Source organism: Candidatus Tisiphia endosymbiont of Parasteatoda lunata, assembly GCF_964030955.1.
Lineage (GTDB): Bacteria > Pseudomonadota > Alphaproteobacteria > Rickettsiales > Rickettsiaceae > Tisiphia.
In genome coordinates this window covers 338477-352067 of the sequence record NZ_OZ035003.1, presented here as the reverse complement: position 1 = coordinate 352067, position 13591 = coordinate 338477, and the positions used below count along the sequence as shown (strand labels likewise).

Annotated in this window: 11 protein-coding genes and 4 pseudogenes; 11 read left to right on the top strand and 4 right to left on the bottom strand. The window is 32.5% G+C overall.

Features of this window, described 5'->3' with window-relative positions; all coding sequences use genetic code 11:
* Positions 1-54 precede the first annotated feature (54 nt).
* On the top strand, positions 55-1269 hold the full coding sequence (locus AAHN00_RS02080) for an IS256 family transposase (protein WP_342270921.1): 1215 nt from the start codon (positions 55-57) through the stop codon (positions 1267-1269).
* Positions 1270-1291: 22 nt separating this feature from the next.
* On the opposite strand, the gene AAHN00_RS02075 is transcribed toward AAHN00_RS02080, so the two are convergent.
* Complete coding sequence (locus AAHN00_RS02075) at positions 1292-1810, bottom strand: reverse transcriptase domain-containing protein (RefSeq protein ID WP_342272720.1); 519 nt, start codon at positions 1808-1810, stop codon at positions 1292-1294.
* Positions 1811-1895: 85 nt separating this feature from the next.
* On the opposite strand from AAHN00_RS02075, the gene AAHN00_RS02070 reads away from it, so the two are divergent.
* Together AAHN00_RS02070 and AAHN00_RS02065 are read left to right on the top strand one after the other, a co-directional pair.
* Positions 1896-3080 (top strand): IS3 family transposase, encoded by a 1185-nt coding sequence (locus AAHN00_RS02070; RefSeq protein ID WP_342270912.1) that lies wholly within the window; start codon positions 1896-1898, stop codon positions 3078-3080.
* Between the two features lie 189 nt (positions 3081-3269).
* Positions 3270-5783: a Tn3 family transposase gene (locus AAHN00_RS02065; RefSeq protein WP_342271972.1), complete on the top strand. Its 2514-nt coding sequence runs from the start codon at positions 3270-3272 to the stop codon at positions 5781-5783.
* 373 nt (positions 5784-6156) lie between these two features.
* Here the strand turns inward: AAHN00_RS02065 and AAHN00_RS02060 are convergent.
* Positions 6157-6381, bottom strand: a pseudogene (locus AAHN00_RS02060) (DDE-type integrase/transposase/recombinase); the annotation flags it as partial.
* 295 nt (positions 6382-6676) lie between these two features.
* Here AAHN00_RS02060 and AAHN00_RS02055 point away from each other — a divergent pair.
* The 3 genes and pseudogenes from AAHN00_RS02055 to AAHN00_RS02045 all read left to right on the top strand — a co-directional run.
* Positions 6677-7186 carry a transposase gene (locus AAHN00_RS02055; protein WP_342271971.1) on the top strand — a complete coding sequence of 170 codons (510 nt, stop codon included), beginning with the start codon at positions 6677-6679 and terminating at the stop codon, positions 7184-7186.
* Entirely contained in the window at positions 7153-7338 is a 186-nt protein-coding gene (locus AAHN00_RS02050) for a hypothetical protein (RefSeq protein ID WP_342271970.1), read from the top strand. Before AAHN00_RS02055 ends, AAHN00_RS02050 begins: the two co-directional genes overlap by 34 nt.
* Positions 7339-7677: 339 nt before the next feature.
* A pseudogene (locus tag AAHN00_RS02045) lies at positions 7678-7884 on the top strand (IS5/IS1182 family transposase); the annotation flags it as partial.
* A 60-nt stretch (positions 7885-7944) separates the two neighbouring features.
* On the opposite strand, the pseudogene AAHN00_RS02040 reads toward AAHN00_RS02045, so the two are convergent.
* Positions 7945-8982: pseudogene (locus tag AAHN00_RS02040) on the bottom strand (IS256 family transposase); the annotation flags it as partial.
* 74 nt (positions 8983-9056) lie between these two features.
* On the opposite strand from AAHN00_RS02040, the gene AAHN00_RS02035 reads away from it, so the two are divergent.
* The 4 genes and pseudogenes from AAHN00_RS02035 to AAHN00_RS02020 all read left to right on the top strand — a co-directional run.
* Entirely contained in the window at positions 9057-9347 is a 291-nt protein-coding gene (locus tag AAHN00_RS02035) for a transposase (RefSeq protein WP_342270937.1), read from the top strand.
* Positions 9305-10108, top strand: coding sequence for an IS3 family transposase (locus tag AAHN00_RS02030; RefSeq protein WP_342272719.1), 804 nt, complete (start codon positions 9305-9307; stop codon positions 10106-10108). The genes AAHN00_RS02035 and AAHN00_RS02030 overlap by 43 nt, the downstream gene beginning before the upstream one ends.
* 72 nt (positions 10109-10180) lie before the next feature.
* Positions 10181-11443: an IS256 family transposase gene (locus tag AAHN00_RS02025; protein WP_342270914.1), complete on the top strand. Its 1263-nt coding sequence runs from the start codon at positions 10181-10183 to the stop codon at positions 11441-11443.
* 22 nt (positions 11444-11465) lie between these two features.
* A pseudogene (locus tag AAHN00_RS02020) lies at positions 11466-11591 on the top strand (IS3 family transposase); the annotation flags it as partial.
* A 28-nt stretch (positions 11592-11619) separates the two neighbouring features.
* Here the strand turns inward: AAHN00_RS02020 and AAHN00_RS02015 are convergent.
* Positions 11620-12279 (bottom strand): IS66 family transposase, encoded by a 660-nt coding sequence (locus AAHN00_RS02015; RefSeq protein WP_342271969.1) that lies wholly within the window; start codon positions 12277-12279, stop codon positions 11620-11622.
* A 107-nt stretch (positions 12280-12386) separates the two neighbouring features.
* Between AAHN00_RS02015 and AAHN00_RS02010 the strand changes: the two genes are divergently transcribed.
* Positions 12387-13571, top strand: a complete 1185-nt coding sequence (locus AAHN00_RS02010; protein WP_342270912.1) for an IS3 family transposase — start codon at positions 12387-12389, stop codon at positions 13569-13571.
* The last annotated feature ends 20 nt before the right edge of the window (positions 13572-13591 follow it).

The following is a 13591-nucleotide window of genomic DNA, read 5'->3' as shown; positions in this document are numbered from 1 at the left end:
GTAAATTTTTCAAAGGTTATATAAAAATATAATATAACAAAAGGAGAAATTATAATGCACCAAAAACAAAATGAAGCAATGAATCAAGCGATAGATTTATTAATAAATAATGATACAGATATATCAACATTACTTAAAGAGGATGGTTTATTAAAACAATTAACCAAACGGCTTGTAGAGAAGGCATTGCAGTCAGAGATGAATAATCATTTAGGATATGATAAATATTGTCATACTGATAGTGATAATGTTCGTAATGGTAGGAATGTAAAGAATCTAGTAACAAATAATGGAGTTGTAGAGATTGAGGTTCCAAGGGATAGAAGTAGTACATTTGAACCTGCATTAATTCCGAAGCGTCAAAGACGTATTGAAGGATTTGATGATAAAATAATATCATTATACGCTAAAGGAATGAGCTTATCTGATATTAAGATTCAAATGCAAGAATTGTATGGAGCTGACGTTAGCGAAAGTTTGATAAGTCAAATTACTGATGATGTAATTGAGGATGTCAAGATATGGCAAAGCCGACCATTGGATCGAGTATATGCTATAGTATTTTTTGACTGTTTAGTAGTAAAAGTACGTCAAGATAAACGAATTATCAATAAGTCTGTATATGTAGCATTAGGTATTGATTTATCTGGAAGGAAGGATATTTTAGGATTGTGGATCAGTGAAAATGAAGGAGCGAAATTTTGGCTTGGTAATTTTACTGAGATGAAGAACAGAGGTATGCAAGACATGCTTATTGCTTGCAGTGATAATTTAACCGGTATGTCTGAGGCAATAGAAGCAGTTTTTCCGAAAACCGAACATCAATTATGTATTGTACATCAGATTAGAAATAGTTTAAAATATGTATCATATAAAGACCGAAAAGAATTAGCGGCTGATTTAAAGCCTATATATACTGCTAGCACAGAGGAAGAAGCACATCTTGCTTTAGAATCTTTTGAAGCTAAATGGAGTAAACAGTATCCACAAATTGCTAAATCTTGGTATGTTCATTGGGAAAATTTAATGGTTTTTCTAGGATACCCTGAGGCGATAAGGAAAGTAATATACACAACTAATAGTGTAGAATCTGTCAATAGCCAATTACGTAAGGTTACTAAGAATAAACGGGTTTTTCCAAATGATAATGCCGTTTTTAAGACCTTGTATTTGGCAATTGATTATATGACCAAGAAATGGGTTATGCCGATTCCAAACTGGAACGCAGCTATGGCTCACTTTTTGATAAAATTTGAAGGTAGAATTTAAGCCCTATGAAAAATTTACACACTTAATTAGAAAGGCTCTCAAATCCTTGACTTATATTAGTAATACGAGACTTTTCGAGTGATAATTGTAGCCCACGTTCAGCCAAGAAGTTTTTCACTAGTGGTATGACTTCATTTTCCAATATTTCCTTTGACTCGCCAGTAATAACAAAATCATCAGCGTAGATAATCGCATGGATTTTTCCACGATTCCTTTTGAAATATTTGGCAAGTCTCTCTTCTAACCTCGATAGGGCTATCAGTGCAAGGCTTGGTGAAATTATCCCACCTTGAGGTACTCCTTGAATTGTTGCTACTAAACTAGCCTTTTCTATATAACCAGCTCGTAAAAATTTCTTAAGGATGACTTTATCCATAAGAACATTATTTTCTAGCCAGTTAAAACTCACTTGATCAAAGAAGGATTTAATATCACCCTCAAATATCCACGAGGCTGAGTTTTTCCTGCACAAGCAATTACAGCATTGTTCAATTGCATCCGCCGCAGATCGCTTTGGTCTAAAACCATAACTGTTTTTTATAATGGACTGAAAAAATTAGACAAAGAAGCAGGTATTTTTGTTTCTCAATAAGTATAGAATAATAAATAAAATTAAAGAGAAACAAATGGGTAAAAAACAAATTAAAAATTTTAGTGCAGAAGCAAAAACTAAAATAGTATTAGAGATGTTAAAAGAAGAATCAACAATAGGTCAGTTATCGGTCAAATATGAAGTAACGGCTAAAACTATGCAAAACTGGAAACGACAATTTTTAGATAATGCGTCATTGGCATTTGAGCCAGCAAAAGCTGTTAGTGAGTACAAAGGGCAGATTAGTGAACTTAAGAATCAAAACGATGAACTTGCAAAAGCATTAGGTAAGGCTACAGTCGAGAGGGACTGGGCGGTGGGAAAGCTAAACAGCTTGGACTTATCAAATAAGAAAAGTCTTGTCGACCCCAAGCTGAGTACGTTAGCAAAGACAAGGCAATGTGAACTATTAAAGATAAGCAGATCTGGAGTATATTATAAAGCTAAAGTAATGAGCTTATATAATCTTGATATTTTAAATAGAATAGATGAAATATATACGGATAACCCTGAGTATGGTTATCGTTATATATACAAACAATTATTGGAAGACGGCTTTAATGTGGGCAGAGATAGGGTGCTTAAATATATGGGAATAATGGGTATAGAAGCTATTCATCCTCATAAAAAGCAATCTACTTCTGTGAAGGATGGTCAACATAAAATTTATAGCTATTTGCTTGAGCCGTACTGGCACAAATCAGGAACGAATAGAACTATTCATGTACCTTATGTTAATCAAGTGTGGAGTGGTGACATTACTTATATTAGAACTAACGGAGGATTTATGTATCTTGTGGCGATTATAGATTGGCATAGTAAGGCAATACTAAGTTATAAAGTATCTAATTCTATGGATGCATCACTTGTAACCGATGTATTAAAAGATGCACTGAATAAATACCCTGCACCACAAATATTCAATAGTGATCAGGGTAGTCAATATACTGGACATGAGCATACGGGAATTCTAAAAGAGAATAATATACAAATCTCAATGAACGGTAAGGGTAGAAGCATTGATAATATTGTGATTGAAAGATTTTTTAGAACTTTAAAATATAATTGTATATTTATAAATGATTTTAAAAATATCGCAGAACTTAAAGATGGTATTGATAAATACATGGATAAATATAACAATCAAAGATTCCATTCAAGTATTGGTTATAAAAAACCGATGAACGTGTATCTTGATTACTTACAAAATGCAGCTTAAAAATTATGTAAAATGGGAAACAAAATTAGTGAAAAATTTGTCTTGAAAAATCAGTCCAGTTTCGTTTTAATATTTACAGAATATCTAACAAATAATATTCTACCTCATTATCCATCTAATGAATTATTAATGGAGCAGACTAGGTTATTTTTTGACCAAAATAAAATTGTACTATTCAAGAAAAAATAGTTGGATCGTTATGTTGCTTCAGCACAGCATCAATTTGAACAAAAACTTTTTGAAAAGATATTTAAAAGTTTAAGTCAAGATAACTGTTATTTGATTGACCAAATCCTTGAACAAAACGAACAGTCAAAGAATGGTATTATAGAATTATCAGAGTTGAAAAATGATATACCCGGGGTTAGGCTAAAAAATGTTAATTTTGCTTTGGATAAGATCGCTTTATTAAAACAAATTACTTTGCCCAAATCGATTGTAGATTTAGTAGATAGAAAATTACTGCTGAAATATTATGATCGTATCATGGCTTTATCGCCTAGTAATATTTTAGAGTTTAGCCCTGTGGCAAAATATGCGACTATGGCAATATTCTGTTATATAAGATTGCAGCTAATATTAGATAGTTTAGCTGATACATTAATTAAGCTTATAAAACGTATGCGTTCTAGTTCTGAAAAATACGTAGATAACTATATTGTAAAGGAGGTTAAGCGTGTTGATGGAAAATTTGATATTCTAGAGAAATTAGCATCTTTATCAATTAACAATCCTAAAAGTACAATTGAAGATAAGATTTACCCTGAAGTTTCTAAAGAAAAACTAGAAGCAATAATTACTGATTTACAGCAACGCGGTAAATGGTATCAACAACAGGTACAAAATAAGATTCATTTAAAGTATGCGTATGGAAGTAGAACCACACTACTACCAATACTACAAACTTTTCAGTTAAAAGAAGATCACTCTAGTTATCAACCGATTTTAAAAGCTGTTGAATTTATTAATAAGTACTGGAATGAATCAGACTCAGAGTATTATGAAACGGAGCCGCCTATTGAAGGTATAATACCTACAAATTGGCATCCAATGGTTGTTCAAGTAGATAAAGATGTGATTAAAGTTAATAAATATAACTATGAGCTTGCCGTTTTAGAAGAATTGAAGCGTTTTTTAAACTTCAAAGCAATATGGATTAAAAGAAGTTATCGATATAGAAATCCTGAAGAAGATATACCAAAAGATTTTGAACAAAAAAAGCAACAATATTATCAAGAACTTGGTCTACCTTTAGATGATAAGGAGTTTATTACAAAGTTACAAAATGCCTTAGAAAGGGGTTTAGAAAATCTAAATAGCAAAATACCTAATAATAATCTTGTTAAAATCAAGACAAGTACTGTTGGGAAGAATATTACTATTACCCCATCAGAAGCACAAAAAGATCCAAATAACATCATTGCACTACAAAAGGAAATTACAGGTAGGTGGTCAAGTATAAACCTTATTGATATTTTAAAAGAAACTGATCTACTTACCAATTTTACACAGCAAATGGAAACTATTGCTAAAAGTAGTAGTATTGAACCGTCAGGCCTTAGAAAAAGACTTTTATTGTGTTTATATGGTATAGGTAGCAATACAGGATTGAAGAGAATAAGTATTGCCAATGGTGATGTTAATTACAGCGATTTACGTTATATTAAGAAGAGGTATATTAATGCTACAAATGTTAGAAACTCTATTCGTCTAATTATTAACAATATTCTCAAAATACGTAATGCAGATATTTGGGGAGAAGCAACAACATCAGTAGCATGCGATTCAACAAAGATAAGTAGTTGGGATCAAAATCTTATTAATGAGTGGCATCACCGTTATCAAGGTCGAGGAGTAATGATTTATTGGCATGTTGATAAGAAATCATTATGTATTTATTCACAATTAAAAAGTTGTTCATCTTCAGAAGTAGGATCAATGATTAAAGGTATAATTGATCATGATACAGAGATGAACATGAACAGAGTATTTGTTGATACTCATGGTCAAAGTGGGATAGGTTTTGCTATTAGCTACTTACTTGATTTTGATTTACTACCTAGATTAAAAGCAATAAATAAACAAAAACTTTATGGGGTTGCATCTGGAGATAAATGGAAATACCAATATATTTCTGAAATAATTAAAGGTGGTATCAATTGGAAATTAATTGAGGAGAATTACAATGAAGTTGTTAAACATCTTGTAGCATTAAAATTGGGTATTGTAGAACCTGATGTACTAGTAAAACGTTTTAGTAATAATAATTACGAACATCCTGTATATAGAACTTTGTTAGAAATTGGTAAAGCAAATAAAAGTATTTTTCTATGTAAATACCTAGATTCAGAAGATCTTAGAATTGAAATCAATGAAGGGTTGAATGTAGTAGAACGCTTAAATTATATAATGGATTTTATTTTCTATGGGAAACTAGGAGAGCTCACAACAAACAAGATTGGTGATCAAGAATTATCAATATTATGTCTACATTTATTACAAGCTTGTATTGTCTATATTAATACTCTTCTTATTCAGCAAGTATTATCTGAGCCTCACTGGCGAAACAAACTGACTCCTGAAGATTACAGGGCATTAACACCGTTACTTTCAACGCATATTAATCCATACGGTTTGTTCCCAATTGATTTTAACCAACGTATATTAATATATTCGCAAGCTGGGTCGGGGTATTACCGATGACAATAATAAACCGTACTCCTGTAAGAGAAAAAGCCAAATACTTTTTGAAGGATTTAAAAAAGGAACAACCAGATTATAATTACTTGAGAGAATTATTTAGACATATTCGTAAAGAACTCGATATAACAGTAGACAATAGCACCACAAAGAAATTACCTTATGTACCAGTATAGAAAATGTTCGTATGATGCAAAAAAGACAAATAATTGGAGCTAATGATAATCTTTCTACTTTTGAGAATTTTGCTATGTTAATGGCATCATAATGTCTAAAACCTTAGTTTTAACAATCTTGCTGTAGTATGATTTATAGAGGTTCTGTCGTATCTATAAATCGTGTTATATCAAAATCATCGAAACTCATATTTTGGACATTATGATACCATTAACATGGTAAAATTCTCAAAAGTAGAAAGATTATCATTAGCTCCAATTATTTGTCTTTTTTGCATCATACGAACATTTTCTATACCGGTAATAGTCATTTCTGCAGAATGAAAGTTCTTAAAACCAAGCATTGGCTTTGTTCGTTTTTTGATAAACCTATGATCTTGTTCTACAAGATTATTTAGGTATTTTTTCTGAATAACCTTAATTTTATAGTCTCCCCGTCAAAAGTCTAGAAGGATAATATATAATATACTTAGCAGATAAAAATATATAGAGAATCCATAAGAAAAAGCTATAATATTGGCAAAAAACTTAAGGATTATCTGATTAATGCCGATAGAAAATATAACAAAGTTGCAAAGACAAGGACAGCTTTTTGGTTACAAACTGACCGAAGAATTAAACCACAATAGTTAACCACTCTGCACTGCAAGTGCAGAGCTTAATATTACGGCATGAATGCCTCATGTATGTACTAACTTAAAAGTTAGAAACTATTTGTGTATGGCTCATTTAGAAAGTGTCACAACACAAAAAAATATATCTGTGAAGTGTAAGATTTTGTTAAAAAATATCCTATCTTTTCTTGATAAGATATTTAAAATTTATGTTGAAACGACGCACTGCAAGTGCGGGGTTTTTCTCCCAAAGTGGGACAATAAATTATATAAATTAAGATCATTAATAAATTGGTCTAGTTTAGAGGAATGGTTGTCAGCGAATGTTGATATTAAGAAATTTGGTAGGAATCGCAGATGTCACCGCCTGTTACTTGGGGTGACTATGCTGCAAGCGATGTATAACCTGTCAGATGCAGCAACTGAGGAAGAGTTAATAGAGAACGTATATTGGCAGTATTTTTGTGGTTGGGAATATTTGCAGAAAGATGCTGAAATATCAGAAGCTAGTATCCGTTGGTTTCGTACTATATTAGGAGAAGATGGCTACAATGAGATATTAAAAGAGCTGATAAGAATCGGATGCAAAGCAGGTGTAGTAAAAAAAAAGACTTAGCATCGATAATCGTTGATACTACTGTACAAATTAAGAATATTAAGTATCCCCATGATGTGTATTTGATGGACAAGGCAAGAATAGAGCTAGTAAAGCTATGTCATGCCTTAGGCATCAAGTTAAATGAAACATATGCCAAGCAATCTCAATAACAACCAGCTGAAGCTGGTGGGTTGATATCTAGACTGGAAGTCGCTATTACTCTAAAGAGATATTACTAATGCCTGTGCTGTCTCTCTGATCCTAATTCTTATAAGTTACCCTGCAATACTTTTGTAGCGATATTTAGTGATCCAAACAACATGAAAGCGATGGTAAAATACAGTGTGGCTAGTCTTGTTATAATCTGTCATATATGATATTTTAATATACATAAGAGCTTGCTCTTATGTATATTAAAATATCATATATTCAAGTTATAGTGAATTGAAATATTAGAACAAGGACTGAAGTCTTTCCCAGCTGAAGCTGGGGGTTTTAACCAAAAAGGTGACTATAAAATATTATATAGTTTTCATGCACCGGAGGTAGAGTGCATTGGTAAAGGGAAATTAAACAAGCCATACGAGTTTGGTAATAAGGTTTCGATAGCAGTAAGTGGTCGGGGTAACTTTGTATTAGGGGCAAAATCTTTTCATGGCAATCCATATGATGGTCATACATTATCGGAGACTGTAGAGGTTGTAAAAGAATTAACAGGAGTTGAAGTAGCAAGAACCTTTGTATACCTGCGAGTCAATCATTTAATTTGTGTAAGTTCATTTTTTATTTTCCAATAAATCATATTTAAAATCTCCACAAAGTATTTCAAATTGATTTAAAGCTAAAGACCAATCTTTAATAGGCATGGTCCATTTTTTGGCTGCATTTTGTAGGGATAAAAATATTATTTTTTGAATTGACTTATCATCTGGAAACACCCCCTTATTTTTGATAATTTTTCTAATTTGACGATTTACAGATTCTATAGTGTTAGTAGTATAAATTACCTTTCTGATCTCTTCAGGAAAGGCAAAAAACGGTATTATCCCAGACCAATTACGTTGCCAAATATCAGAAATTACCGGATATTTTTTATCCCATTTTACACCAAATTGCTGAAGTTTTAAACGTGCCATTTCGTCATTATTAGCTGTATAAATTTGTTTTAGATCTGATGTGACCTCTTTTAAATCTTTATATGACACATACTTTACTGAATTGCGAACCATATGTACAATACATAATTGTACTATAGTACTCGGGAATACACTGCTTATAGCTTCTGGAAAGCCCTTTAAACCATCCACACAAGCAACATAAATTTGTTCAATTCCTCGATTCTTTAACTCAGTAACTACTTGCATCCAAAATTTAGCACCTTCATTTTTGCCTATCCAAATGCCAAGTAACTCCTTTTTCCCTTCTATATTTACAGCAAGTGCTAAATATACTGCTTTATTTATTACTATGTGATTGTCTCTAGATTTTACATAGATACAGTCCAAGTATAATATTGGATACACCCTATCTAAACAACGATTTTGCCACCTAGTTACTTCTTCTATCACCCCATCTGTTATGGTGGATATCAAGTCACCAGATACATCAGTTTGATATATTTCTTCTAAATGCCCTCGGATCTCGCTGACTGTCATACCGCGACCATAAAGGGATATCACTTTCTCATCAAATCCATTAAATCTCCTCAGCCCTTTTGGTATTAATTGAGGATTATACTCTCCTTCCCGATCTCTTGGTACTTCTACTGTCAGCTTACGACCATCCCCATCAATTACTGTCTTCTCATAGCTACCATTACGACGATGATGTGGTTATAGTTTTCCGGACAGTTAATAGGAGACAATATTAACAGAAAGGAAGTACAAAAATGACTAATAGCAAACCAAAGGTTTATCCGGCTGAATTTAAAGAGTCAGCAGTTAAATTAGCAATTGAGTCCAAGCGACCTGTGTCACAAACAGCTAAAGAGTTAGGTATTACTAGAAATACTCTATATACTTGGGTAGATAAATATTCCAAACCTAAAGAATCAATAATGCGAACAGATGAACATCTCTATGATGAATTAAAAAGATTAAAGAAAGATTTAGCTAGGGTAACGCAGGAGCGTGATCTATTAAAAAAGGCTGCCGCGTACTTTGCGAAAGAGTCCCAATAAAGTACGCATGGATAAAGAAGCATAAAGGTGATTTTTCAACTGCGATTATGTGCAAATTTATGAAAGTATCACGTAGTGGCTATTATGAATGGTTAACTACCCCTGAATGCAATAGGGACAAAGAAGATAATGCTTTAACCTGTAAGATTAAAACAATTTTTCAAGAAGGTAGAAGGAATTATGGATCTAGACCCATTAAAAAGGAACTATCTAGACACGGTATAATTGTTAGTCGGAAGCGGATTGCAAGGCTAATGAATGAAGCTGGTTTAGTATGTAAAAGCAAACATAAATTTAAAGCAACTACTGATTCTAGTCATAATAAGCAAGTTGCTCCTAATTTATTGGATAGAAAGTTCAAGGTCTATGCTGCTAATTGTTATTGGGTTGGGGACATCACATATGTTCCAACTGAAGAAGGTTGGCTGTACTTAGCAACCGTTATTGATCTATTTTCTAGGAAAATTATAGGGTGGTCAATGAATAGTAACATGAAAGCTGATTTAGTTAATAATGCTCTGCTAATGGCAATATGGCAACGTAAACCACCTAAAGGACTTATTTGGCATACTGATAGAGGTAGTCAATATTGTTCTGATAGCCATTCAAAACTTACAAAACAACATGGTATTATACAGAGTATGAGCGGTAAAGGAAATTGTTGGGATAATGCTGTTGCTGAAAGCTTTTTTCACACTATAAAAACAGAACTAATTTATCAATATAAATTTAAAACTAGGGAGGAAGAGTCTGTCCTATAGTTTGTGTAAGTTGCAAAGAAAGCAGTAAGAGATTACTGTAAAAAAAGTAACTTAAGCAAGCAAGGAGGAATTATGGCTAAAAAATTAGATACAGATAAAGATACATTAGACATCAGTAATCAGCTAGTAGAAGAATTATTATCAAAAGCAGATCCATCGGAGTTATTTGGTCGAGATGGTTTATTTCAACAGCTAAAGAAGCAAATAGTTGAGAAAATATTAGCAAGTGAGTTGGATCATGAATTAGGATATTCAAAACATAGCAAGATGCCAAAAGTAGATAATAATCGTCGTAATGGTAGCTATGAGAAGACAGTAATTGATGGGGATGGTCGTAAGCTGACAGTAGAAGTACCAAGAGATCGGGAAGGAGAGTATAATCCTCAATTAATACCAAAAGGGCTGAGGAGATTTAATGGATTTGATGAGAAAGTGATATCCCTTTATGGTCGCGGTATGACAGTCAGCGAGATCCGAGGGCATTTAGAAGAAATATATCAAACTGATGTATCTGGTGACTTGATATCCACCATAACAGATGGGGTGATAGAAGAAGTAACTAGGTGGCAAAATCGTTGTTTAGATAGGGTGTATCCAATATTATACTTGGACTGTATCTATGTAAAATCTAGAGACAATCACATAGTAATAAATAAAGCAGTATATTTAGCACTTGCTGTAAATATAGAAGGGAAAAAGGAGTTACTTGGCATTTGGATAGGCAAAAATGAAGGTGCTAAATTTTGGATGCAAGTAGTTACTGAGTTAAAGAATCGAGGAATTGAACAAATTTATGTTGCTTGTGTGGATGGTTTAAAGGGCTTTCCAGAAGCTATAAGCAGTGTATTCCCGAGTACTATAGTACAATTATGTATTGTACATATGGTTCGCAATTCAGTAAAGTATGTGTCATATAAAGATTTAAAAGAGGTCACATCAGATCTAAAACAAATTTATACAGCTAATAATGACGAAATGGCACGTTTAAAACTTCAGCAATTTGGTGTAAAATGGGATAAAAAATATCCGGTAATTTCTGATATTTGGCAACGTAATTGGTCTGGGATAATACCGTTTTTTGCCTTTCCTGAAGAGATCAGAAAGGTAATTTATACTACTAACACTATAGAATCTGTAAATCGTCAAATTAGAAAAATTATCAAAAATAAGGGGGTGTTTCCAGATGATAAGTCAATTCAAAAAATAATATTTTTATCCCTACAAAATGCAGCCAAAAAATGGACCATGCCTATTAAAGATTGGTCTTTAGCTTTAAATCAATTTGAAATACTTTGTGGAGATTTTAAATATGATTTATTGGAAAATAAAAAATGAACTTACACAAATTAAATGATTGACTCGGGAGGAAGCAAAATATGCCATATTTGAATATATAGAAGTATTTTATAATCGTATAAGGATGCATTCAACTAATGACTATCTATCACCTGTACAATACGAGAAAATGCAAAAATGTGCCTAAACAAACTGTCCGGAAAACTGTTGACAGATCAAGCTTGTCCAAGCCTACTATTAGGCTCAACTTTCTTGTCGTTAAATAATTCGTCTATTTTGTTATATATGTTTTCTATATATTTACTGCTATGTTCCTGATGATACCCAAGTTTTTCTTCAGGACTCATCTCTTTACATTGATGTTCATTGTGGTAAATCCCTCGTGTTTGTTTGAGAAAATATCCGCATTCTTCAGGGTAATATAGTTCATTCTCTGTAAATTTTCTCTGACCATGTGACAAACAATTGATCATCACTATTATTGCCAGTAATTCTTGATCTGCTTCTGATAATACCGGGTTATTATTGTTACTTGCGTCAGTCATTAATTGGATAGAATCTGTTCTATTCTTACGATTCTTTAGTACGTTACCTATATTTTCTCCACCATGCCTATTACCGGTAAAATATAAAACTATCACCTCATTATTTGCAGTCTTAGCACATATTGTAGTAGTATAACAGCTGCGTCCTTTCTTATTTTGAGTACGTAATTTCTTATTGGCTATAGTAATTTCTAAAATCCTAGCTCTAGTATCATCAAGGTTCAGTGAACTACATTCGGCAGCCATTTCCAATAATACCCCGTAAATTTCAGCTCCACCACCTTCTTGCCAAACATCTAAATATTGTTGCCAGAGCGAGCTATATGCCACAGGAACACCACTTAAACTTTATAATGGACTGAAAAAATTAGACAAAGAAGCAGGTATTTTTGTTTCTCAATAAGTATAGAATAATAAATAAAATTAAAGAGAAACAAATGGGTAAAAAACAAATTAAAAATTTTAGTGCAGAAGCAAAAACTAAAATAGTATTAGAGATGTTAAAAGAAGAATCAACAATAGGTCAGTTATCGGTCAAATATGAAGTAACGGCTAAAACTATGCAAAACTGGAAACGACAATTTTTAGATAATGCGTCATTGGCATTTGAGCCAGCAAAAGCTGTTAGTGAGTACAAAGGGCAGATTAGTGAACTTAAGAATCAAAACGATGAACTTGCAAAAGCATTAGGTAAGGCTACAGTCGAGAGGGACTGGGCGGTGGGAAAGCTAAACAGCTTGGACTTATCAAATAAGAAAAGTCTTGTCGACCCCAAGCTGAGTACGTTAGCAAAGACAAGGCAATGTGAACTATTAAAGATAAGCAGATCTGGAGTATATTATAAAGCTAAAGTAATGAGCTTATATAATCTTGATATTTTAAATAGAATAGATGAAATATATACGGATAACCCTGAGTATGGTTATCGTTATATATACAAACAATTATTGGAAGACGGCTTTAATGTGGGCAGAGATAGGGTGCTTAAATATATGGGAATAATGGGTATAGAAGCTATTCATCCTCATAAAAAGCAATCTACTTCTGTGAAGGATGGTCAACATAAAATTTATAGCTATTTGCTTGAGCCGTACTGGCACAAATCAGGAACGAATAGAACTATTCATGTACCTTATGTTAATCAAGTGTGGAGTGGTGACATTACTTATATTAGAACTAACGGAGGATTTATGTATCTTGTGGCGATTATAGATTGGCATAGTAAGGCAATACTAAGTTATAAAGTATCTAATTCTATGGATGCATCACTTGTAACCGATGTATTAAAAGATGCACTGAATAAATACCCTGCACCACAAATATTCAATAGTGATCAGGGTAGTCAATATACTGGACATGAGCATACGGGAATTCTAAAAGAGAATAATATACAAATCTCAATGAACGGTAAGGGTAGAAGCATTGATAATATTGTGATTGAAAGATTTTTTAGAACTTTAAAATATAATTGTATATTTATAAATGATTTTAAAAATATCGCAGAACTTAAAGATGGTATTGATAAATACATGGATAAATATAACAATCAAAGATTCCATTCAAGTATTGGTTATAAAAAACCGATGAACGTGTATCTTGATTACTTACAAAATGCAGCTTAAAAATTATGTAAAATGGGAAA

Coding starts and splice junctions, on each gene's coding strand:
- AAHN00_RS02080 (WP_342270921.1), top strand. CDS start 55: ATGCACCAAAAACAAAATGAAGCAATGAATCAAGCGATAGATTTATTA.
- AAHN00_RS02035 (WP_342270937.1), top strand. CDS start 9,057: ATGACTAATAGCAAACCAAAGGTTTATCCGGCTGAATTTAAAGAGTCA.
- AAHN00_RS02070 (WP_342270912.1), top strand. CDS start 1,896: ATGGGTAAAAAACAAATTAAAAATTTTAGTGCAGAAGCAAAAACTAAA.
- AAHN00_RS02055 (WP_342271971.1), top strand. CDS start 6,677: ATGGCTCATTTAGAAAGTGTCACAACACAAAAAAATATATCTGTGAAG.
- AAHN00_RS02010 (WP_342270912.1), top strand. CDS start 12,387: ATGGGTAAAAAACAAATTAAAAATTTTAGTGCAGAAGCAAAAACTAAA.
- AAHN00_RS02025 (WP_342270914.1), top strand. CDS start 10,181: ATGGCTAAAAAATTAGATACAGATAAAGATACATTAGACATCAGTAAT.
- AAHN00_RS02050 (WP_342271970.1), top strand. CDS start 7,153: ATGCAAAGCAGGTGTAGTAAAAAAAAAGACTTAGCATCGATAATCGTT.